Source organism: Arthrobacter sp. Soil782 (assembly GCF_001428435.1).
Lineage (GTDB): Bacteria > Actinomycetota > Actinomycetes > Actinomycetales > Micrococcaceae > Arthrobacter_D > Arthrobacter_D parietis.
Genome location: NZ_LMSO01000007.1, coordinates 128,545 through 151,403, shown reverse-complemented (window position 1 = coordinate 151,403; position 22,859 = coordinate 128,545). Strand labels below are relative to the sequence as shown.

General features: G+C 64.5%; 18 protein-coding genes. 5 read left to right on the top strand and 13 right to left on the bottom strand.

Translation table 11 applies throughout. The features are described 5' to 3' along the window. Positions 1-14: 14 nt before the first annotated feature. The 4 genes from dxs to ASH00_RS08220 all read right to left on the bottom strand — a co-directional run bounded on the left by dxs (position 15) and on the right by ASH00_RS08220 (position 8,419). Positions 15-1,988: a 1-deoxy-D-xylulose-5-phosphate synthase gene (gene dxs / locus ASH00_RS08235; RefSeq protein WP_056547280.1), complete on the bottom strand. Its 1,974-nt coding sequence runs from the start codon at positions 1,986-1,988 to the stop codon at positions 15-17. A 177-nt stretch (positions 1,989-2,165) separates the two neighbouring features. After that, the gene (acnA, locus tag ASH00_RS08230; protein ID WP_056547277.1) at positions 2,166-4,973 is read right to left on the bottom strand and encodes an aconitate hydratase AcnA; all 2,808 of its coding nucleotides are present in this window, start codon (positions 4,971-4,973) and stop codon (positions 2,166-2,168) included. Positions 4,974-5,144: 171 nt separating this feature from the next. Then, positions 5,145-6,446: a class I SAM-dependent RNA methyltransferase gene (locus ASH00_RS08225; protein WP_082565996.1), complete on the bottom strand. Its 1,302-nt coding sequence runs from the start codon at positions 6,444-6,446 to the stop codon at positions 5,145-5,147. Next, positions 6,443-8,419, bottom strand: coding sequence for an APC family permease (locus tag ASH00_RS08220; protein WP_056547274.1), 1,977 nt, complete (start codon positions 8,417-8,419; stop codon positions 6,443-6,445). Before ASH00_RS08220 ends, ASH00_RS08225 begins: the two co-directional genes overlap by 4 nt. 93 nt (positions 8,420-8,512) lie before the next feature. Here ASH00_RS08220 and ASH00_RS08215 point away from each other — a divergent pair, with 93 nt between their 5' ends. Beyond that, positions 8,513-9,187 carry a potassium channel family protein gene (locus ASH00_RS08215; RefSeq protein ID WP_056547271.1) on the top strand — a complete coding sequence of 225 codons (675 nt, stop codon included), beginning with the start codon at positions 8,513-8,515 and terminating at the stop codon, positions 9,185-9,187. Further along, the gene (locus ASH00_RS08210) at positions 9,184-9,846 is read left to right on the top strand and encodes a potassium channel family protein (RefSeq protein WP_056547268.1); all 663 of its coding nucleotides are present in this window, start codon (positions 9,184-9,186) and stop codon (positions 9,844-9,846) included. Before ASH00_RS08215 ends, ASH00_RS08210 begins: the two co-directional genes overlap by 4 nt. Positions 9,847-9,856: 10 nt before the next feature. On the opposite strand, the gene ASH00_RS08205 is transcribed toward ASH00_RS08210, so the two are convergent. From ASH00_RS08205 to dut, 4 genes are all read right to left on the bottom strand, one after another. After that, a complete protein-coding gene (locus tag ASH00_RS08205) occupies positions 9,857-10,594 on the bottom strand; it encodes a DUF3159 domain-containing protein (RefSeq protein ID WP_442854347.1) in 738 nt (245 codons plus the stop codon). Further along, entirely contained in the window at positions 10,591-10,851 is a 261-nt protein-coding gene (locus tag ASH00_RS08200; RefSeq protein ID WP_235563234.1) for a hypothetical protein, read from the bottom strand. Before ASH00_RS08200 ends, ASH00_RS08205 begins: the two co-directional genes overlap by 4 nt. Before the next feature lie 79 nt (positions 10,852-10,930). Then, entirely contained in the window at positions 10,931-11,713 is a 783-nt protein-coding gene (locus tag ASH00_RS08195; protein ID WP_056547262.1) for a DUF3710 domain-containing protein, read from the bottom strand. 55 nt (positions 11,714-11,768) lie between these two features. Further along, positions 11,769-12,248: a dUTP diphosphatase gene (dut, locus tag ASH00_RS08190; protein WP_056547259.1), complete on the bottom strand. Its 480-nt coding sequence runs from the start codon at positions 12,246-12,248 to the stop codon at positions 11,769-11,771. Positions 12,249-12,443: 195 nt separating this feature from the next. Between dut and ASH00_RS08185 the strand changes: the two genes are divergently transcribed. Further along, on the top strand, positions 12,444-12,914 hold the full coding sequence (locus ASH00_RS08185; protein ID WP_056547256.1) for a DUF3093 domain-containing protein: 471 nt from the start codon (positions 12,444-12,446) through the stop codon (positions 12,912-12,914). A 50-nt stretch (positions 12,915-12,964) separates the two neighbouring features. Here the strand turns inward: ASH00_RS08185 and ASH00_RS08180 are convergent, their stop codons facing one another. Next, a complete protein-coding gene (locus tag ASH00_RS08180; RefSeq protein ID WP_056547253.1) occupies positions 12,965-13,264 on the bottom strand; it encodes a DUF4193 domain-containing protein in 300 nt (99 codons plus the stop codon). 277 nt (positions 13,265-13,541) lie between these two features. Between ASH00_RS08180 and sepH the strand changes: the two genes are divergently transcribed. Then, positions 13,542-14,828, top strand: coding sequence for a septation protein SepH (sepH, locus tag ASH00_RS08175; RefSeq protein ID WP_056547250.1), 1,287 nt, complete (start codon positions 13,542-13,544; stop codon positions 14,826-14,828). A 12-nt stretch (positions 14,829-14,840) separates the two neighbouring features. Here the strand turns inward: sepH and ASH00_RS08170 are convergent, their stop codons facing one another. From ASH00_RS08170 to ASH00_RS08155, 4 genes are all read right to left on the bottom strand, one after another. Next, entirely contained in the window at positions 14,841-15,572 is a 732-nt protein-coding gene (locus ASH00_RS08170; protein WP_056547248.1) for a thymidine kinase, read from the bottom strand. A gap of 3 nt (positions 15,573-15,575) precedes the next feature. Beyond that, positions 15,576-16,769, bottom strand: coding sequence for an alkaline phosphatase family protein (locus ASH00_RS08165; protein WP_235563233.1), 1,194 nt, complete (start codon positions 16,767-16,769; stop codon positions 15,576-15,578). Between the two features lie 8 nt (positions 16,770-16,777). Beyond that, complete coding sequence (locus ASH00_RS08160; protein ID WP_082565995.1) at positions 16,778-17,455, bottom strand: DUF5998 family protein; 678 nt, start codon at positions 17,453-17,455, stop codon at positions 16,778-16,780. Between the two features lie 85 nt (positions 17,456-17,540). Further along, positions 17,541-20,255, bottom strand: coding sequence for a bifunctional acetate--CoA ligase family protein/GNAT family N-acetyltransferase (locus tag ASH00_RS08155; protein WP_056547242.1), 2,715 nt, complete (start codon positions 20,253-20,255; stop codon positions 17,541-17,543). 122 nt (positions 20,256-20,377) lie between these two features. On the opposite strand from ASH00_RS08155, the gene ASH00_RS08150 reads away from it, so the two are divergent. Beyond that, entirely contained in the window at positions 20,378-22,855 is a 2,478-nt protein-coding gene (locus ASH00_RS08150; RefSeq protein WP_056547240.1) for a DNA gyrase/topoisomerase IV subunit A, read from the top strand. Positions 22,856-22,859: the final 4 nt, after the last annotated feature.

Genomic DNA, 22,859 nt, shown 5'->3' with positions numbered 1-22,859 from the left:
CTGTGTCCGTCGGGTTAGAGCTTAGGCAGCTGACCCGTGGCCGAAGGCACCTCACCGGGCAACGGACGCGCCACGGGCACCTTGGTTCCGAGCACCTGCTCCACTGTGTCCTGTGCAACCTTCCGGGCAGTCAGCCCAACACGCTCCAGAACCTCGCTGCGTGAGCCATGGTCAAGGAATTCCACCGGCAGGCCAACCTCATTGAGTGCCGTGTCCACGCCGGCAGAGCGCATCTCCTGCCGAATGCGCGAACCGACGCCGCCGGCACGCACCCCGTCCTCGATGACGACAACGATGCGGTGCTCGGCAGCAAGCTCAATGACTGAGCGGGCCACTGGCAATACCCACCGCGGATCGATGACGGTGGAACTGATCCCCTGGGCCCCCAACCGGTTGGATACATCGAGCGCGAGTTCGCTCATGGCTCCGACGCTGACAATCAGGACATCATTCTGGCGGGAACCGGCCGGTCTGCGGCAAAGGACGTCCACCCCGTCGGAGAGCCGTTCAACAGCCTCCACCTCGACACCGACGTTACCCTTCGAGTAACGCACCACCGAGGGTGCATCGCCGATGGCCACCGCCTCGCGGAGTTCCTCCCGAAGCCGGGTGGCATCACGAGGCGCCGCCAGGTGCAGCCCCGGTACGATCTGCAGCATCGAGAGATCCCACATACCATGGTGGCTCGCGCCGTCCGGCCCGGTAACTCCGGAGCGGTCCAGCACAATGGTCACGCCCGCCTTATGGAGGGCGACATCCATCAGAAGCTGATCGAAAGCACGGTTCAGGAAGGTGGCGTACAGGCCGATCACCGGATGGAGGCCGCCAAAAGCCATGCCGGCTGCACTGGTGAGAGCATGCTGTTCCGCAATGCCGACGTCGAACACCCGGTCCGGGTGGTTCGCGGCAAACTTGTGGAGCCCGACCGGAATGAGCATGGCACCGGTAATGCCGACGATGTCCTGCCGCTCATCGGCTATGGCCGCAATTTCCTCGGCGAAAACCGAGGTCCATGACTGTACTCCCCCGGCGCCGATCGGCTCGCCGGTTTCAGGATCAATGATTCCGACGGCGTGAAACTGATCCGCTTCATCGGCGCGCGCGGGCGCGTAGCCGTGGCCTTTCTCGGTGATGGCGTGGACGATGACCGGACCACCGTAGTTCTTGGCCTGATTCAGTGCGTGTTCTACCGCGGCGACGTCATGACCGTTGATGGGGCCGATGTATTTCATGCCCAGATCCTCGAAGAGGCCCTGCGGTGCCCACCAGTCCTTCACGCCCTTCTTGGTGGCGTGCAGGCTCTTGTAGGCGAAGCGCCCCACTGTACCGCCGTTCTGCAGCTTGCGCTTCCACCAGTCGAGGGTGCCCTCATACACGCGGTGGGTACGCACCGTGTCAAGGGTTGGCCGCAGCGAGGCGAGGTAGTCAGCAACTCCGCCGATTGTGGGTGCGTAGGAGCGACCGTTGTCATTGACGACAATCACGACCCGGCGCCGTTGGTCAGCGGCGATGTTGTTGATCGCTTCCCAGGCCATTCCGCCGGTCAGGGCGCCGTCGCCGATCAGGACAACGGCAGTGCGATCCTCCTCGCCGTTCAACACGCGCGCCCGCGAGATGCCATCCGCCCACGAAAGCGACGCCGAGGCGTGCGAGCTTTCAACGACGTCGTGGACTGATTCAGCACGGGAAGGATAGCCCGAGAGCCCGCCCTGCTGGCGCAGAGAATCAAAATTCTGACGTCCGGTCAGGAGTTTGTGCACATAGGACTGGTGCCCGGTGTCAAAGACAATGCTGTCGCGAGGGGAGTCAAACACCCGATGAATGCCGATTGTCAGCTCGACAACGCCCAGATTGGGACCCAGATGGCCGCCGGTTCGTGACACAGTACGGATGAGGAAGGCACGTATCTCCGCTGCCAGGCGGGAAAGCTGCTGTCCTGACAACCTGGTGAGGTCTTGTGGGCTGTGGATGGTCTCCAGGAGTCCCATCGCGCCTCCTTCTGCTACTTGTGATTCACGGCACCGGTGCGTTCTCACACGCTGTTAACTCTAACGCGGCCTGCCGCCCAGCCGTGCCCGCGGCCGTCGCGCGCCGCCGGTGCAACACAAAACACGCCGCTCCCAATACCGGGAACGGCGTGTTTTGCATGGACGGAGGAGGCTCGGTCAGGACGCCGCTGCCAACTGGCGCAGGACGTACTGCAGAATTCCGCCGTTGCGGTAGTAGTCAGCTTCACCCGGCGTGTCGATGCGGAGGACAGCATCGAAGGTGACCGGACTACCGTCCTCTTCCGGAGTGGCGGTCACCTTGACGGTTGCCGGCGAGTTGCCGTTGTTCAGCTCGGTGACGCCCTCAATGGCAAACGTCTCAGTTCCGGTCAGTTTGAGCGTTGCAGCATTTTCACCGGCAGGGAACTGCAGGGGCAGCACACCCATACCGATCAGGTTTGACCGGTGGATACGCTCGTAGCTTTCTGCGATGACGGCCTTGACTCCGAGCAGCGCAGTGCCCTTGGCAGCCCAGTCACGCGATGACCCTGAACCGTATTCCTTGCCCGCGAGGACCACCAGCGGTGTCTCTGCGGCCTGGTAGTTCATCGCGGCATCGTAGATATAAGCCTGCGGTCCACCGGTCTGCGTGAAGTCGCGGGTGAAGCCACCCTCCACTCCATCGAGCAGCATGTTGCGCAGCCGGATGTTAGCGAAGGTGCCGCGGATCATTACCTCGTGGTTGCCGCGACGTGATCCGTAGGAGTTGAAGTCCTTCCGGGCTACGCCATGCTCGAGGAGGTAACGGCCAGCCGGGCTGTCGGACTTGAACGATCCCGCGGGGCTGATGTGGTCGGTGGTGACGGAATCACCGAGCTTGGCGAGCACTCGGGCTCCCTCGATGTCCGCTACCGGCTCCGGTTGGGCCTGCATGCCCTCAAAGTACGGAGGCTTGCGTACGTAGGTGGAGTCCTCCGCCCAGGCGAAGGTGTCGCCCTCCGGGGTATCGAGCGCCTTCCAGCGGTCATCGCCGTCGAACACTCCCTCGTAGCCCTTTGAGAACATGGCCTCGTCAATCGAAGAATCGATGACCTGCTGCACTTCGGTGGGGCTCGGCCAGATGTCCTGCAGGAAGACGTCGTTGCCCGACTCGTCCTGTCCGAGCGGATCATTCTCGAAGTCGAAGTCCATGGTCCCAGCCAGTGCGTAGGCAATGACCAGCGGCGGCGACGCGAGGTAATTCATCTTGACGTCGGGGTTGATGCGGCCCTCGAAGTTCCGGTTGCCCGAGAGCACTGCAGCAACCGAGAGGTCGTTGTTCTGGATCGCGTTGGAGATTTCCTCCTCAAGCGGACCGGAATTACCGATGCAGGTGGCGCAGCCGTAGCCCACGATGAAGAAGCCGAGCTTTTCCAGGTAGGGAGTCAGCCCGGACTTGTCATAGTAATCGGTGACAACCTTCGAGCCGGGTGCCACGGAAGTTTTCACCCAGGGCTTCGAAGCGAGGCCCTTGTCCACGGCATTCCGGGCAAGCAGCGCCGCGGCCAGCATCACTGACGGGTTCGAGGTGTTGGTGCACGAGGTGATCGACGCGATGCTCACTGCACCGTGGTCGAGGATGAATTCCCGCCCGTCCGCCATATTGACCTTGACCGGCCGGGACGGCCGTCCGTTTGCCGACGCTGCAGCGGAATGCTTGAGCGTGGACGTCATGGCAGGAACGTCTGAGGCCGGGAAGGACTCCTCGAGCGCCTCGTCCAGCGCTGAATCATCAGCGTTACCGGTGTAGTTGTGGATGTCCTTGCGGAACTGCTCCTTGGAGTCCGTCAGGGCGATGCGGTCCTGGGGCCGCTTTGGCCCTGCGATGGAAGGAACAACGGTGGACAGGTCCAACTCGATGTACTCCGAGAAACGGATCTCACGCGAGGGGTCATGCCAGAGGCCCTGTTCCTTGGTGTAGGACTCCACGAGTGCGACACTCTCTTCGGAGCGACCAGTGAGGCGCAGGTACTCGAGCGTCACGTCGTCGATTGGGAACATGGCGGCCGTTGAACCGAATTCCGGGCTCATGTTGCCGATGGTGGCGCGGTTGGCCAGCGGAACCTCTGCAACGCCTTCACCGTAGAACTCAACGAACTTCCCGACGACGCCATGCTTGCGGAGCATCTCCGTGATGGTCAGAACTACGTCGGTTGCCGTTGCGCCGGCCGGGATTGAGCCGGTGAGCTTGAAGCCGACGACGCGTGGAATCAGCATCGATACGGGCTGGCCAAGCATTGCGGCCTCGGCCTCGATGCCGCCGACGCCCCAGCCAAGCACGCCCAGGCCATTGACCATGGTGGTGTGGGAATCGGTGCCGACGCAGGTGTCAGGATAGGCACGCAGCACTGTGCCTGTTTCGGTGTCCACCGAACGGGTCATGACCGTACGCGCCAGATACTCGATGTTGACCTGGTGCACAATGCCGGTTCCGGGGGGAACAACCTTGAAGTCATCAAAGGCGGTCTGGCCCCAGCGCAGGAACTGGTAACGCTCGCCATTGCGCTCGTATTCGATCTCCATGTTGCGCTCGATCGCCTCGGAATTGCCGAAGACGTCGATCTGCACGGAGTGGTCGATCACCATTTCAGCAGGTGCGAGCGGGTTGACGCGCGCCGGATCTCCGCCGAGCTCCTTGACGGCTTCCCGCATGGTGGCCAGATCCACGACACAGGGCACGCCGGTGAAGTCCTGCATCAGGACGCGCGCCGGAGTGAACTGGATTTCGGTGCTCGGCTGGGCGTCTGCGTCCCAGTCTGCGAGGGCGCGAATGTGATCCGCAGTGATATTTGCGCCGTCCTCGGTGCGCAGCAGGTTCTCGAGCAGAACCTTGAGGCTGTACGGAAGGCTCTCGGCGCCTTCAACTGCATTCAACCGGAAAATCTCATATTCGGCACCGGCGACGTCTAGTACGCCTTTGGAACCGAAGCTGTCCACACTACTCATGTCAGGACTCCTCTCGCCGTCTTCTATCCTTGTTCCGGCGGGCGCGAGCTGCTAGTTAGGAGTACCTAAGACTCCAGCAGGAGCAGGTGTCGGGTTTTCGCGTCGATCATAAGGCCGCGAAGTCCACGCGGAACAACATTTTCATCCTATCGGTATGCAGCGATCGAGCGCTCACGCTCCGCGGAAGACTGCCACCGACTCCATGTGGTGCGTGTGCGGATACAGGTCAAGCACGCGCAGGGATTCAAGGCTCCATCCCTCCGCCGTGAAGTAGGCGGCATCGCGGGCGAAGGAAGCCGGATCGCAGGATACGTAGACCACCGATTTTGCGCCGGTTCCGGTCATGGCCCGAACGACCTCCCTGCCTGCACCGGCCCGCGGCGGATCCAGCACGACGGCGTCCAGATGCGGCCGGCGCTCACGCAGCACCTTCTCCACCTTGCCCTGCACGATATCCACGTGGGCACGCCCGTGGAGATTCCTCCGAGCGTCACGGCTCGCTGCCGGTGATCCCTCGACGGAGAGGACGGATCCCGCCTCACCGACGCGTTCAGCGAGCGCTGCGGTGAACAATCCCGCTCCGGCATACAAATCCGCCAACCGCAGGCTGGGCGCTGCATCGAGGCCCTCGAGCACCGCCGCTGTCAGGACTCCCGGGGCACTACGGTGGATCTGCCAGAAGCCCTCTCCGGTGACCCGGAAGCTATGGCCTCCAACGGTTTCACGCACCCAGGTCTTACCGGTCAGCTGCGTCAGCGAGCCCGTTCCAGGGTTCCACGCCGCCACCGACGCGCCCTGGATTTCCTCAGCTACCGCCCGGATTCTGCGGCCAGGCCGATCCTGTCGGGTCTTGAGCAGCACCAGCGGCTCATCATCCCCGGACCCCGCGGCGACTTCCACTCCATCCAGGCCGCTGAAGTCCAGGTTCCAAAGCGCCAGGCCATTGATCGCAGGAACGGCCAGCGGCATATCGGCCACCGGAATCAGCACGTTCGAGCGGTGCTCATGCATGGCAAGATGCCCGTCTGCATCGACGGCGAAACCCACCCGGGTGCGCCATCCCAGCCCGTCCGGCGCTTCATCGGGAACCGGTTCGACGGTGATGTCCCGCTCGATCTTTCCAAGGCGCGCAAGCTGCTCCGAGAAGATTTCACTCTTCAGACGGCGCTGCGCGGACAGGTCGATGTGACCGAATTCCGCGCCTCCCACCGGACGGGTGCCGCGCAGTCCGGCGAGGCCGGCGTCAGCCAACGGCCATGGGTGGTTCACGCGGTCGGAAGAGGACTGGACCACCTCCGTGGCGTCCGCGCGCCAGAAGCGGGCGTCGTCGTCGTGCTCGGTCAGGCGTGCCTTCACCACCTCTCCGGGCAGCGCGTGGCGCACGAAGATCACCCTGCCCTCGTGCCGGGCAACGCAGTGCCCGCCGTGGGCGGGCGGACCGATGGTCAGTTCGAGTTCTGGGTTCTGGGTCACCTGAGGTCCTGGGATTCGCGGGCGGCGTCGGAGGATGCCAACTGCCATGGCACGCTTGCCACCATAACCCCCGGCTCGAAGTGCAGCCGGGTCTTGATGCGCAGCGCGGTCTGGTTGTGGACCAGCTGTTCCCACCATTTACCGACGACGTATTCCGGGATATAGACCACAATGAGGTCCCTCGGCGAATCCCGCCGCATCGACTTGATGTAGTCCATGATCGGCTGGATGGTGTCCCGGTAGGGCGAGGCGAGGACGGTGATCGGCACCGGGAGCTCGAGCCGATCCCAGTCCTGGAGCGTGCGGCGGGTCTCTTCGGCGTCGACATCAACCACGATCGCATCGAGTTTTGAGGGCCGGGACGCGCGGGCAAAGGCCAGCGCGCGCAGGACCGGCTTACGCACATGCGACACGAGAATAACGGCGTGGACCCGGGAGGGCAGGGCACGGGCGGAGGCGGCGTCGTCGATCGCAAGTTCACGCGCCACCTGGTCATAGTGCTTTTTGATGCTGAGCATGACCGCGAAGAGCACCGCCATCGCAAGGACTGCGATCCAGGCTCCGAACTCGAATTTGGTCACCAGTACCACCACGAGCACTGCGGCGGTGAGTACGAATCCGATCGAGTTGATGGCGCGGGACTTGTTCATCTGCCGGCGGTGCTTCTTGTCGACGGTGCTGCGCAGTTCCCGGGTCCAGTGCTTGATCAGCGCGAGCTGGGTGGCGGTGAAGGAGACGAAGACGCCGACGATGTACAACTGCACCAGCTGGGTGACGTCCGCCCGGAAGACAACGATCAGTGCAACGGCCCCGAGGCCGAGCGCCATGATGCCGTTGCTGAAGGTGAGCCGGTCTCCCCGGGTGCGCAGCTGACGTGGAAGGTACCCATCCTTGGCGAGGATCGATGCCAGCACCGGGAAGCCGTTGAACGCTCCGTGCGCGGCCAGCAGGAGGATGAGCGCAGTCGCTGACACAACCACGATGAACGGCAGGCTTCCGCCATCGAAGATGGTTCTGGCAAGTTGGCTGATCACCGGGTTCTGGACGTAGGATCCTCCCACGGGTTCGCCATCAAGCAGCAGCTGCTCCGACGGATTCTGCACCACATGCACGCGGGTCGCGTTCGCCAGGTAGATGACCCCCGCCGTCATCAGCGACGCGACCACGCCCAGGATGAGCAACGTGCTCGCTGCATTGCGGCCGCGCGGTGGTTCGAAGCTCGGCACGTTCGCGCTCGGAGCCTCCACTCCGGTCAGCGCGGCCGCCCCCGAGGAGAACGCCCGCAGGATGAGCAGCGCTCCGGCCAGTCCTACCAGTCCGCTCTCGAACGCCGGATCCGGAATGATCTCGAAACGGGCGCTCGGCGCCTCCCCCAGCGTCCCGCTGAGCCGCTGCACGATCCCGGCCACGCAGAGCGCAAGGATTGCCGCCATGAAGACATAGGACGGGACGGCCAGGACCCGTGCGTCCCGTGTGAACCCCCGCAGGTTCACAAGCACCAGAACGACGACGGCGCCCGCCGCCAGCGCGCTCTGCGTGCCCGCCAGGGCCGGCGCCAGCGAGATTAGATAGTGCGCGGCGGCGGAGACCGACACCGCCACGGTGAGGACGTAGTCCACCATGAGGGCCGCGGCGACGGTCACGCCGGCCCCGTTGCCCAGATTGCGCCGGGCGATCTCGTAATCGCCACCGCCTGAAGGATAGGCGTGCACTGATTGACGGTAGGACGCTATGACCACCAGCAGCACCACGATGACGGCGAGACCCACCCAGGGCGACACAGCAACAGCTGTAACGCCCGCCAGCGCGAGGGTGAGGAGAATCTCGTCCGGCGAGTACGCTGCCGAGGACAGCGCGCTGGTGGAGAACAGCGGCATGGCGATCTTCTTGGGCAGGGTCTCATGCCGGAGCCGGTCATTGCGGAACGGTTTGCCCACCAGCACCCGCTTGACGGCCTCGAAGAATGTCAGCACAGCCCACAGACTAGCGCGTTTGAGCGGCGTCGCCTCTACCGGACCACTACGCTTAGGTCTGACAATCGGGAAGCAGACAACCAGGGGTGGTCAGTGGCGCATTTCGTAATCATGGGTTGCGGCCGGGTGGGAGTCAGCCTTGCGCATACGCTCGACGAGTCCGGGCACAGCGTTGCGATCATCGATCAGGACGACCGCGCGTTCCGCCGGCTGAGGGGCTCATTCGGCGGCCGCAAGGTTACGGGTGTGGGGTTTGACCGCGACACCCTGAAAAACGCCGACATTGAAAACGCCTATGCCTTTGCGGCTGTCTCCAGCGGAGACAATTCGAATATCCTCGCAACCCGGGTTGCCCGGGAGATCTTTCACGTGCCGCACGTCGTCGCCAGGATCTATGATCCCGGACGGGCCGAAATCTACCAGCGGCTGGGAATACCCACGGTGGCCGCGGTCCGGTGGAGCGCGGACCAGGTTCTGCGCCGGATTCTGCCTGAACAGAGCATCAACGGTGACTTCCGTGAATCCTCGGGCAGGCTCATCCTCGGTGAACTCGCACTCCATGACGGTTGGCTCGGCAGGTCTGTGAAGGAAATCGAATCAGCGGCAGGGGTCCGCGTTGCTTACCTCACCCGATTCGGCGAGGGAATGCTGCCGGTCTCCGGGACCAGCTACCAGGAAGGCGATGTAGTCCACGCCATGATGGAAACTGTCGCAACAGACGAAGTGGCTCGGGTACTGTCGAAGCCGCCTCGGGAGGAGCAGGAATGAAGGTTGTCATTGCCGGGGCCGGAAGTGTCGGGTCATCCATCGCGCGGGAACTTCTCTCCAATAACCACGACATCCTGCTGATTGACGAGAAGCCGGAGGTGGTCGGCCGAAGCGGATTGAAGGGCGCGCGCTGGCTGATCGGCGATGCCTGTGAACTCACCACCCTGAAGGACGCCCGGCTGGACGAGGCCGACGTCGTTGTCTCGGCTACCGGTGACGACAAGGTGAATCTGGTGGTTTCCCTCCTCGCAAAGAGCGAGTTTGGGGTAGGGCGCACGGTGGGCCGGGTCAACAACCCGAAGAACGACTGGATGTTTGACGACTCCTGGGGCGTGGATGTAGCGGTGAACACTCCGCGACTGATGACCGCGCTCGTGGAGGAAGCGGTGGAGATCGGCGACCTGGTGCGACTGCTGACGCTACAGACCGGTGTCTCAGCGATTGTGGAGTTCACTGTTCCGCAGGATTCCCCGCTCGTGGGACGGACTCTCGGATCGATTGAACTGCCGGCCGACTGCACGGCCGTGGCGATCCTCCGTGACGATGCTCCCATCACGCCCAGCCCCGATGATGTCGTCGAAGCCGGCGATGAACTGTTCTTCGTCGCTGCAATTGCCGCGGAAGACGCCCTGAGAGCAGCTCTACGGCCCGCTTCCTGACAAGCCCGCGTCAGGCCGGGGGATGCTCCTTTTTCACAAACGCCGGCCGGGAGACGAGCCAGGCGAACCACAGCCCGAGGGCATAGAGCGGAACTCCCATCGCAACCCGGGCGGTGCCGAGCGCCGCGATGTTGTCTGCCAGATATAGCGGCACCTGCACGATGAGCCGCAGCGCGAGCACGGCAACGATCAGCCAGGTGGCCAACGAGTAGGCCCGGATCCTCGACGCGTTCCTGCGCCACTCGGTTCCCTCTCCCCGGATGAAGCCGAAGAGCAGCCCGGCCAACGGCCACTTGACCGCGATGGAAACGACCATGCCCACGATGTACGCGGCATTGGTGAAAAAACCGGGAAGGAAAAAGTCTTCCGCGTTGCCGGTCCGGTTGGCGACGAACGCGCAGATTCCCACACCGATCAGCCCGGACAGAGCCTGGGTGAGCGGCGTCTTGGTCAGCAATCGAGTGATCGTGAAGACGGCCGAGACGGCAAGGGCAACGATGAGCGAGATCTGCAGGTCCCGCAGGATGGTGAAGACCACCGTGAACAGAAGACCCGGAAGGATGCTCTCGGCCAGACCACGCATACCCCCAATCGACTGGAGGACGTCAATTCGCCCGCTTTCGTCCTGACGAACCCCGGCTTTTGCCGCATACTGGCCGGCAAGGGCGCTCATGCTCGAGTCTGGAACCGGTTCCCCGGGATTATCCAAGGCGTCGCCGCCGGTGCGGTCCTCAGCGGGCTGGTTCACAGTGACTCCTCAGGACGGCAGACAATCTCGTACCGCGGGTTGTGGATGGTGGGAATGCCGTCGATCAGGCTGACCATGCCCTCGAAAGCCAGATCGACTCCGGGGTCGATCCCCGGGATGCGGCGCTGGCCGATCCAGACAAGCCGGACACGGGTTCCCGGGGGCGCGGCTTCCGCGGCCGGGGAGGCAGCCCGCTGGATGTGCAGGGCAATCGTGGCGTCGAACTGCGGCGCGGAGCTGCGTGGCAGAATCCTCACCCGTTCGACGAAGCCGCTGCCGGCGAACCGTCCGCGCGCCGGTAATGGTGCCGCTGCCGGGTTCCCTGGTGCACCGTGGTCAGCCAATGTGAGTGATCTCGGGGCCCCGCCGAAGCGGGTCATCCGGTGTCGCTTTCGGCTGCTCAGGCTGCTCAGGCTGCTTCGGCGCTCCGGCGTCCTTCGGCAGCTTGAGCGGAAGGAGTTCACGCGGAGGCAGCGGATGGTCTCCTCGAACTACAACCACGTTGCGGAAGAGCTGCTCCATGGGCCCGGCGATGGCAGGATCCATGGCAGCGGGGCCGCCGAACACTCCCCGGAGGAACCACCGCGGACCGTCAACGCCGACAAATCTGGCAACGCGGAAACCGGCGCGGCCGTCCGGTGTCTGCGCGGGTAGCTTGGCAATCAGTTCAGTCCCGAACTCGCCCTGCCGCTCCGAGACGGTTCCGCCCTGCGAGCCCACCGAGGCACCAATCTGCTCACGGATTTCATCCCAGAGCCCCTCCGACCGTGGAGCGGCGAAGGCCTGGAGCTGCAGGTTGGAACCATTGATATCCAGCGTCACAGCGATCACGCGTTTGGTCCGTTCCTCAACCTCGAGGCGGAGCTGAAGGTTCTCGGCAGCGGCAATGCGGAGGGCGCCGAGGTCGATGTACCCCGCCGCTGTGTCTTTCTCCGACTCATCGAATGGTCCTGTTGAAGCACGTCCGGGAGTCGGCTCAGCCTGAGCTGGAGCATTCTCTTCACCAAGTTCTTCGCGGTCCCCTGCGGTTTCGTCTGGCGAGATCGATGCCGTGTCGTCTTGAGCTGTCTCTGCTGCTTCGCTCTGATGCTGGCTTTTCTTGCGGCGCCCGAAGATCATGATCGGGTCCCTCCTTCGATGGTCATGGGCAGCTGGTCGCTGCCGGTCGGTTGCGTCAGCGTGAGGCTTCTGCGGTCGGAGCGAATCCGCCCGTGGATCCGAAACCGCCGGCTCCGCGCGCTGAGTCCGGAAGGTTCTCCACCGCTACGAATGTCGCCTGCTCCACCTTCTGAATTACCAGCTGGGCGATGCGGTCGCCCCGGCGGAAAGTCAACGGCGTCGACGCATCGGTATTGAGCAGCGTCACGGCAATTTCTCCGCGATAACCGGCGTCTACCGTGCCGGGCGCGTTGACCACAGTGATTCCGTGCCGTGCAGCCAGCCCCGACCGGGGGTGGACGAACGCCGCGTACCCTATCGGCAGTGCGATGCAGACACCGGTAGGAATGAGTGCGCGCTCGCCCGGCTGGAGTTCGAAGTCGATCCTCGTGGACAGGTCGGCGCCGGCGTCACCGGCGTGTGCGTAAGCAGGTGGTTCGAGTCCGTCGTCGAGCATTTTGATCTGCACGGATAGAGCTTCCGCGGTATCAAGCATGTCTTCTCCTGCACGATTCTTTGATGGCACGGTTCTTTGGTCGCGGGCACTGCACGCGCTGCTCACCGGCGCGATGCGCCCAAAGCGCGGAATGCGCCGGAGCCCGTTGCTCCTTTTACTCTAGCGCTTCCACCTGCGGGCCAGCGCCTTCGCGCCAGGATGAAAAGCGGTCGGAAAGGTGCTTAGCTAGCTGACATGCCTACAGGATCCGCCGGTGAATCGGTTCTTTACGAAGAGAAGTTGTGGCCGGCACCGTGGATCTGGATGGTGGTGGCCGGCGCAGCCGTCGCCTCGGTGTTCACGTTCATACCGATCAGCATCGAGGCGGGGATTGTTGCCGCCGTCGTTGTTGCGGCCGTATTGACCACACTCCTGGTGCTGTCCACACCGCGAATTCGGGTAACCGCTGCGGAACTCCAGGTGGGCAAGGCACAGATCGAGCGCCGGTACCTCGGCGACGTCACGGCATTCACAGGCGCCGACGCCACCGCGCAGCGCGGAACCGAGCTGCATGGGAGGGCCTACCTCTGCATTCGCGGGTGGATCTCGCCCGTTGTCAGGATCACGATCGAGGACGCAGAGGATCCCACGCCGTATTGGTTAACGTCGACGAGGCGGCCGGAGCAGCTCAAAGCCGCGCTGACCGCCCCGGCGCAGGGAGTGTGACGCTTCGGCACGCGACACGAATGGGTGAGAGCATCCGAAGATAGCGGAAGTCAGCCTTCGCAGTCCTTGCAGTAGGCCAACCCGCCCTTTTCCTTCGCAATCTGTGAGCGGTGACGCACCAGGAAGCACGAGGCACACGTGAATTCGTCGGCCTGGGCGGGGAGCACGCGCACGAGCAGTTCTTCGCCGGAGAGGTCGGCGCCGGGAAGCTCAAAGCCTTCCGCAGCCTCCGTCTCATCCTCGTCGACAACCGCGGACTGCTTGTCCGTGCGGCGGGACTTCAGCTCTTCAATCGAGTCTTCGCTGACCTCGTCGTCTGTCTTCCGCGGCGCATCATAGTCAGTCGCCATAGTTAGTAGTTCACGCTCCGGTGGATGTAAGTGGTCATAGGTGCCATGGTCGAATCCGCGCTACAGGAAAAGGTGCCGTGAAGCGCAAGGATCCTGTCCGTGTCACAACGCTGAGAGGGCCGCTTTTGTGCCCGCACCGCAGAGATTGTTGCTGATCGCTCCCTCAAAAGCCAATCAGAGCACAAGTTCCGCGCCACACCAGGGATGGAGTAGGAGCCAACCCCTTTGAGTGGCAGAGTTTCACTGAAAGTAATGTATGTCGGCTGGAGGGTTTTTCATGCAGGAGCTACGGCTGGTAGGCGTGGATGAGGGCGGAGGTCATCTGCTGCTGAGCGGTGAGGGTGGGGCTTCGTTCCGCCTGCCTGTCAATGAGGCGCTGCGAATGGCGAGTTCGAGGCCATCCACACGTCCGGCGGCACGGCAGGAACCGTCCGCTGATACCGAGCGGCCGGGCGGCGCAGCCAAGCGCCCCTCCCTTGCGCCCCGAGATATTCAGGCGAGGATCCGCAGCGGCGCAACCGCCCAGGACATCGTCGATGAAACGGGTGTCGAACTGCAGCACGTGCTGCGCTACGAAGGCCCGGTCCGCGCCGAACGCGACTACATGGCTCACCTGGCGCAGCGAGTGGAAGTCGCCTCCCCGCTGCCGTCCAATGACGGTTACCGTTCCGCCTTCGGCGAAAACCCGGCCCAGCTTGAGGACATGGTGCGCTTCCGGCTGCGCGCCTTCGGAGTGGACCCTGATACAGCGCAATGGGACGCCTGGCGAAAGCCGGATGGTTTGTGGGCGGTCGTGGTCAGGTTCGAGCTTCCCACAGGATCCGCCGCCTCCGTCGGTGAGGAGCCGCCGGCGCAGTGGACTTTCAACCCGTCCCGGCGCGCGGTCCTCAACGCAAACCGCTGGGCGCAGGTCCTGAGCGAGCTTGAGCCGCTGGATGGTCCGCTGCCCTCCCGGAAGCTGAGTGCGGTCGCAGACAGGGTCTTCGATTTTGAAACGGATGCGGCCGTTGACTCCCCTGAAGAGGACGATTCCGACGAACTGCTCGAGGTACTGCGCTCACGCCGAGGGCAGCGGCTGGGTGCGGATGAAGACGGCGATGATGCGCTGGCCCTGATGCTCGCCAAGGGCCACATTCCAGCCGCTCACCCCCGCCAGGGAGCTGACGAGGCAGAGGGCACCGACAATTCCGGCAGCGCTGATCCGACTCCCTTCCCGGGGCTGAGCCTGGCTCCCTCCATTTTTGAAGGCGAAGACTCCGAAGACCACACGTACGACGACGGCACTCCCCGTCTTTTCGAAGGCGTCAGCACCGACACGCGTGAAGTAAGCGTCATCGCGAGGCCGCAGCGCTTCGCCCGCGACACTGACGAGGCTGCGGTTCCGCGGTCCGAGAGCAGGGGGTCGGACCGCCGCTCGGAAGGGTCACCCGAACGAGTGCCGGGATCGGAACCGGACGATGCTCCAGCCAAAGCAACTGATCAGAACGCTGACCGGAAACTGAAGCCCCGGCGCTCCAGCGTGCCCAGCTGGGACGAGATCGTGTTCGGGACCAAGGGCGACTAACAGTCCCCGGTCTCAGAGCCGTGCGGCAGCCGGATCGAAGGGCAGCGGCACGTCGCTGCCGGCGTGGGTGCGCGCAGTATGCGCCGTCACTCTGCGCATATGGTGCCTCCGGCAGAGCGTCTCATAACCGATCACCGGACCGGCCGGAAGATCGAGTTCATCGAGCCCTCCGCCCGTGAGCCGCGGCTGGCCGGGATCGCTTTCGGTGCTGGACGGTTCAACATCTCCGACCACCATCTGTTCTCCCTCGACGACCATGACGCCGTCAACCGTGCGCGCGTTGTGCGTGGCCCGGCGCCCGCACCAGCACAATGCCTCCACCTGAAGGACCTGCGTCCTGTCGGCCAGTTCAACCAGCCGCCGCGACCCCGGAAACAGCTGCGTGCGGAAGTCGGAGGTGATTCCAAAGGCGAAGACGTCTATGGCCATGTCGTCGACGATGCGCGCAAGCTGCTCAATTTGCACGGGCGTGTAGAACTGCGCCTCATCGCAGATGAGGTAGTCGACGCGGCTTCCGTGGGTGCGGCTTCTGACCAGCTCCTCCCAGAAATCGGTGTCAGAGCGGACCTCAATTGCCTGGGTCATGAGTCCCAACCGACTCGAGATGACAGACTCCCCCGCACGGTCATGAGAGCTGAAGAGCAGCCCGGCGCGTCCGCGGGCGCTGTGGTTGTGATCCATCTGCAGGGCAAGGGTGGACTTGCCGCAATCCATGGTCCCGGAGAAGAAAATGAGCTCGGCCATGGATTAGCGTCCGACCATCCGAACCGGACCGGGCCCCGGCTTCACCAGGGTAAGCAACGGCACTTCACGCTCGGCACGCGTGAGGGAGCCGTGCTGACCAACGATCTCGAGTGCTGACGCCGGGACCCGGCGGGTGTCGTAGAACGCTACCGGTTCCCGCGCTGCGATCAGGACATCCCCGATCCGAGGCTCGACGTCCGGCGAGACTGTCCCGAACAGTCCTGCGGTGATCGCCTCCTTTCGGGTGAGGATCCACGCATGCGCACTGTGCGCCGTCCGCCAGGAATCGACCAGGCGCTGCATGCCGGCGTCAGGCAGGTCCGGCTCTGTGTAGAGGTGAACCATGCGCGGCTCTCCTCCGGTATGCGCGACGCCGTCGACCAGCGAGGCATCAGCCGAGAAGTCGACGTGCTGCTCCGGCGCAACATCCACCATGCCGTGATCCGCCGTCAGCAGCAGCAGGGTGTGGGGCGGGACCTTCGCGGCGAGGGAACGCATGGTCCGGTCCAGGTCTTCAAGCCGGTCCCCCCACTCGGGAGAAGCACAGCCTGAGCGGTGCCCGGTCTTGTCGAGCTCGTTCAGATAGAGGTAGACGAGCGCCTGATCGCTCGCACCCAGCGCCTTGCACACCGCCTGCACCCGTGCCTCGGGGGTACCTCCTGCCACGTACCTGCCGCCTCGCAGCGCTGCCCGGGTCAGCCCCGACCCGTCGAAGCGCGCGAGCCCTACGCTCGTGACTGGAAGTTCGGCTGCGACCCTCTCAAACACCGTGGGGTGGGGCTGCCATCGTCCGGGTTGCACCATGGCATCCCAGCCGCCGAGCATGTTCACCACTTTGTCCTGTGCAGGGTCCAGGACGTCGTAGCCCACCAGCCCGTGTTGTCCCGGCGCCAATCCGGTGCCGAGTGAGGCGAGCGCGGCCGCCGTCGTGCTCGGAAAGACGGATCCCAGCTTGCGGGACGAGTCGAGGAACTGCCGCAGGAAAGGTGCATGGCCGGAGCGTTTGCGCAGCAGCGCGGCGCCGAGTCCGTCCACCAGCACCACACACACCCGAGGCGCGGCGGGCAGGTCCAGTGCATTGGGAAATCCGGGGAGTCCGAGAGCTGCCGCAGAACTGGTGAAGACCTCGGCGATGGTTGAGCGGCCGTAGGCGGGCGCGGCTGGGAGAGGCTCCGTGTGGAGCGGTGAGGTCGGCACGGGCAGGACTACCGCCCGTGATGGGCTCGGCTGAAACGGGTGGCCAGCCCGGGCTGCCTCCTGTTTGCTCCCGGCTGGTTCACGACGACGCCGGAGACGGCCGGATTGGCGGTGCTCACCGTGCGCAGGGCACGGGCGAAGGACTTGGCGTTCTGCACCGCCTGCAGACCGTCCGCTTCCGCGCTGACACGAAGCACGATGTCTTCCTGTGCGATGGTGCCGGTGTACCCGTGATCGGCATCGCACTGCGGATCGCCGCAGCTCGCCGGTCCCATGTCCAGCCGCTGACCGCCGGACCAGGCAATGCCGAGGGTCAGTTCACGGACGGGATCGGACGGCTTGTAGTTCTGCGGCTGCGCGTACTGGTAGCTGAGCACAACCGAGCGGATCTGGCTGACCGGAACCGACTCGGTGGACACCTGCGCCGTTACTTGCTCTCCGGTGTCGTCCAGTTGTTGGTCATCCACGTGCGTGACCACCAGCATGTCCTCGGTCAGAACAAGGACGGTGATGTGCCGTCGGATCTCGGTCCGCTCGAAATGGGTCTCCAGATGAACCACGTGCGAGAGGGGTTCCCTGCCATCCAGGGCATCATGGACGACGTCGGCCACCAGCCGCGGGTAGAAGCCCGCTCGTTCGAGGGAGGCATCCAGGTCGCGGCGTTCAGCCGACAGCGATGGAGTCATGGTTCCAGTGTGACTTATGCCGAGGGCGCACGCCTAACCGGTGTGGACCCAGGCACCGGGCACGGCGGGGCTGCCTGGGGGCGAGTCAGTCGCGCATCGCCCGGCGTGCGCTGTCAGTACGTTGCTGGGGGTTTCCTACGCTGATTTCTGCGCTGAGGACGGCGAGCCCGCTGGCTGAGACCAGAACGGGGTTGAAACGCAGCAACGAAATCTCGGGATGCCGGTCCTTGAGCAGGGCAACCCGCAGGAGGAGATCCTCGATGGCTGGAACGTCCACTGGCGGCAGCCCCTGGTAGCCGAAAAGCCTGCGGCTTGCCCGCGGCGTCCGGAGAAGATCTGCAGCGTCCGAAGTGGTCAGCGGCGGAATGCCGTGCGCCCAGTCGTCGAGCAGGTTCACCGCATCTCCGGCCATCCCGAATGACACTACAGGTCCAAGCAGGGGGTCCTCGATCGCCCTGATCACGCAGGCCTGCCCCGGCGGCGCCATGGGCTGGACTTCCAGGCCGGGACTCCCGAAGGGGCGAAGTTCGGCCCGCATGGCTTCGATCCCCGCGCGCAGGCCGGAGGCATCCGGGATGTTGAGCCGCACTCCGCCGAAATCGAGGCGGTGCCGCAAATTCTCTTCAACCGTCTTCAGCGCAACCGGCCAGCCCAGCGAGTCTGCGGCCTCGACAGCCTCGTCAGCTGAGTCGAAGGGAATCGAGGGCAGCACGTTGATGCCGTAGCAGTCGAGGAGCTCGTGCAGCTGACCGCTGTCGAGACGGCGCAGCCCCACATCCCGCACATCGGACAGGACACTGCCGAGCAGGGCAGCAGCGCCTTCCTCATCGACGCTGTCCAGCTCCGCGAACACACCATGCTCGCGCTCCCTCCAGCGGCCGTACCGGACCACCGCGCCCAGCGCAGACACAGCGGCTCCGGGACTGGCAAAGCAAGGTACGGAGGCGTCGCCGTCTCCGGGCTCGTCCCCGCGGCGTGGATAAGTACCGCGGGCGGCACGCAACCCCTCAAGCTGCGCGGCCGGATCCAGCACGCCGGTGAAGCACGCGACAACTGGCTTGGCCGCAGCGGCGCCGCACTCCTGCAGCACCGGCAGGATCGCCTCGAAGGAAAGCCCGACCACCGGAATGAGCGTAAGAATGAGGGAGTGCACCTCCGCATCCGCGAGTGCCTCGGTGAACGCCGTTTTGAGGGCGGACAGTGCCACGGACTGCCCTGCGTCGAGATCAAGGTGCGCATTCAGCCGCACCACGTTCAGTTCCTGTGCAAGCGCCGCGTCCGCGAGCACTTTCCCCAGGGCAAGTGAGTTGCTGAAGACAGCCACTCCCGTTCCGCCGGGAACAGGCTGGCCGACCACAATCTGCGCTACGTCCATCAGTTGTTCGGTGGTCTCGACGCGGATTACGCCGGACTGCCGCAACATCGCGTCGAGTGCGCCACTGGGCGCCTGCGTTGTGCGTACCGCGTGGCCGGGCGGCAGCTGCAGTCCCATGACGTCCGACTTGGCGACGATAACCGGCTTCATGCGGGAAAGTCTGCGTGCGATCCGTGAGAATTTGCGCGGATTGCCGATCGACTCCAGGTACAGTGCTACGGCCCGGGTGTTCGGATCATCCTCCCAGTACTGCATGGCGTCATTACCGGAGACGTCCGCCCGGTTGCCGGCGGACAGCGCCGAGGACAATCCGATGGCGCGCCGGCTGGCGGCGGCATGGAGCATGACGCCGATTGCTGCTGACTGACTGAAGAGGCCCAGCCCGCCGCGCTCCGGCAATTCGGGCGCCATCGATGCATTCAGCCGCACGGCTGGATCCGTGTTGATGATGCCCAGGGATGCCGGACCCACCACCCGCATGCCGTAGGAACGGGCGCTGTGCACCAGCGCGCGCTGGCGCGCGAGTCCTTCGCCGTCGTCGTCGGCGAATCCCGCCGTCGCGACAAGCAGCCCTTTCACACCTGCCCGCCCGCACTCCCCGGCAACAGCGAGCACCTGATCGTAGGGCACCGCAATCACGGCGAGATCCACGGGATGGGGTATCTCTGCAATGGAGCCGTAGGCCACCATGCCGTTAAGCTCGAACGCCTCGGGGTTGACGCCGGCAACCGGCCCGGTGAATCCACCGTCGACGATGTGTTCGAGCAGCGAGTAGCCCACGCTCCCCCAGCTGCGGCTGGCACCGATCACTGCAACCGACGACGGCGCCAGCAGGGTCTGCATGCTGCGCGCCTCCGCGCGGTGCTCACGTGCTTCCATCACTTCGCGGGACTTGTCGGTCGGGTCGATATTGAACGTCAGCTCCACGACACCGTCATCGAAGCGGCGGTCCACCTCGTAGCCGGCTTCGGCGAACACCGTGATCATCTTCCGGTTTTCGGGCAGCACCTCGGCGGTGAATCGCCGGATGCCGTTCTCCCGGGCTGCGACGGCGAGGTGCTCGAGCAGGATAGACCCCAACCCCCGTCCCTGATAGGCGTCAGATACGTTGAAGGCGACCTCGGCCTCGTCGGGATCATCGAGGCGGTCATAACGGCCGATGCCGATGATGTCCTGGCCACGGGTCACGACGAACGCCACGCGGCCCGCGTGGTCCACCTCGGTGAACCGCTTGAGTTCCTTGGCGCTCAGCGAGGCCTTATAGGTGAAGAACCGCAGGTAGATGGAGTTCTGGGACTGCCTCATATGGAATGCCTGGACGGCGTCCGCATCCAGGGGCGAGATGGGCCGGAGATGGCCGGTCGAGCCGTCCCGCAACACGACGTCCGCCTCCCAATATTCGGGGTATAGTCCGTCAGCCACCATAGACTCACAGTAGTGGGCGGCTGCCTTTTCCGTCAGCCGGAGCCCGGTTGCCGTCCGCCCACACGACCTACCGACCACCGCATACCACCTACGCGATCAGCTGCCGAAGGATTCGACACACCATGGCAAGGCGCCAAGCCACACCCCCCGAGAGGGATTACACCGAGAAGATCATCGACATCGACGTCACCTCCGAAATGGAGGGCTCCTTCCTGGAATACGCCTATTCGGTGATCTACTCGCGTGCCCTCCCTGACGCCCGCGACGGCTTGAAGCCAGTACAGCGCCGGATCCTGTACATGATGACTGACATGGGTTTGCGTCCCGAGCGCGGCCACGTGAAGTCGGCGCGCGTAGTCGGAGAGGTCATGGGCAAGCTTCACCCCCATGGCGATGCAGCCATCTACGACGCCATGGTGCGCATGGCCCAGGACTTTTCGCTCCGCCTTCCCCTGATTGACGGGCACGGAAACTTCGGTTCGCTCGATGACGGCCCGGCCGCCGCCCGCTACACCGAGGCGCGGCTCGCTGCTGCGGCCCTGACCATGACGGACCACCTCGGCGAGGACGTCGTCGATTTCATTCCGAACTACGACAATCAGCTCACCCAGCCCGAGGTCCTCCCGGCAGCCTTCCCGAACCTCCTCGTCAACGGTGCAACCGGAATCGCTGTCGGCATGGCCACCAACATGGCGCCGCACAACCTCGGGGAGGTCATTTCAGCGGCACGGCACCTGATCGACAACCCGGACGCCACGCTTGAAGACCTCATGCGCTTCGTTCCGGGGCCGGACCTCCCGAGCGGCGGCAAGATCGTCGGGCTGGACGGCATCCGTGACGCGTATGCGAGCGGCCGCGGCTCCTTCAAGACCCGCGCCACCGTGGAGGTTGAGCAGCTTTCGGCCCGCCGCACCGGGTTGGTGGTCACGGAACTGCCCTACATGGTGGGTCCGGAAAAGGTGATCGAGAAGATCAAGGATGCTGTAACAGCGAAGAAGCTGCAGGGCATTTCCGACATCGTGGATTTGACTGACCGTACGCACGGGCTGCGGCTGGTCATCGAGCTCAAGAACGGCTTCAATCCCAACGCCGTGCTGGCGCAGCTCTACCGGTACTCGCCGATGGAGGATTCCTTCGGCATCAACAACGTCACCCTGGTGGACGGCCAGCCCCGCACCCTCGGTCTGGTCGAACTGCTTCAGGTGTACGTCAGCCACCGGATCTCGGTTGTCCGGCGCCGTACCTCCTACCGGCTCGGGAAGAAGAAGGACCGGCTTCACCTCGTTGAAGGCCTGCTGATTGCCATTGTGGACATCGACGAGGTCATCCAAATCATCCGGTCCTCGGATGAGGCCGCAGCTGCCCGCGAGCGGCTGATGGCAATCTATGATCTGACCGAGATCCAGGCCAACTACATTCTTGAACTCCGGTTGCGCCAGCTGACCAAGTACTCCCGCATCGAGCTGGAGAAGGAGCAGGACGAGCTGCGCAGGGAGATTGCCGCACTTGAGGAAATCCTCGGCTCCGAGCAGAGCCTGCGAGGGCTGGTATCGGATGAACTCGCCGCCATCGCGGAACAGTTCGCCACGCCGCGGCGCACCGTGCTTCTGGAGTCGGAGGCCAGCGCGCCGTTGAAGGGCACGGTTCTGCCCACTCCTGCCGGCAACGGAGCCAAAGCGCCTCTTGCCCTGGAGATCGCCGACGACCCCTGCTGGGTTCTTCTCTCGACCTCAGGACAGCTCGCCCGCACCACGGGACGGGAGCCGATGTCCGACGGCGGCCAACGCGTCAAGCACGACGCCTTCACCTCTGTTGTCGCAACCACCGCCCGAGCGGAGATCGGCGCCCTCACCTCGGCGGGCCGCATGCTGCGGCTCCAGGTTGTGGACATGCCCGCTCTGCCGCCGACGAACACCACACCGAATCTGGCCGGCGGGGTTTCCATCAAGGAGTTCATCACGCTGGAGCGCGGCGAATCGCTGGTGGGCCTCGTCCCGCTGGACAAGACGTTCGCGCTTGGAACCGCCCAGGGGATCGTCAAGCGTGTAGTCCCGGACTACCCGCTCAACCGGGATGATTGGGAGGCAATCACCCTCAAGCCGCGGGACAGTGTGGTCGGCCTTGCGGCCGCTGAGGACTCCGACGACCTCGTTTTCATCACTCGGGAAGCGCAGCTATTGCGCTTCCCGGGTGGCGCGGTTCGGCCTCAGGGGCGCACCGCAGGTGGCGTGGCCGGCATCAAGCTGGGAGCTGAGGACACCGTCCTCTTTTTCGGTGTGGTGCGCGCGGGAGATCCTGCCGCCGTCGTCGTCACCATTGCAGCCGGGAGCGAGGCGCTGCCCGGAACCACCCCCGGATCGGTGAAGGTGACGGAGTTTGCAGAGTACCCGGCCAAGGGACGGGCAACGGGCGGTGTCCGTTGCCACCGCTTCCTGAAGGGCGAGGACCATCTGGTGCTTGCGTGGGCGGGACACGGGCCGGCGCGGGCGGTATCAGCCACCGGCGTCGCCCGCGCACTTCCGACCGAACACGGGCGCCGCGACGGGTCAGGGGTGGCGCTGTCACAACCCGTCGAGGCGATCGGGCCAAGTCCGGAGTAGGCGC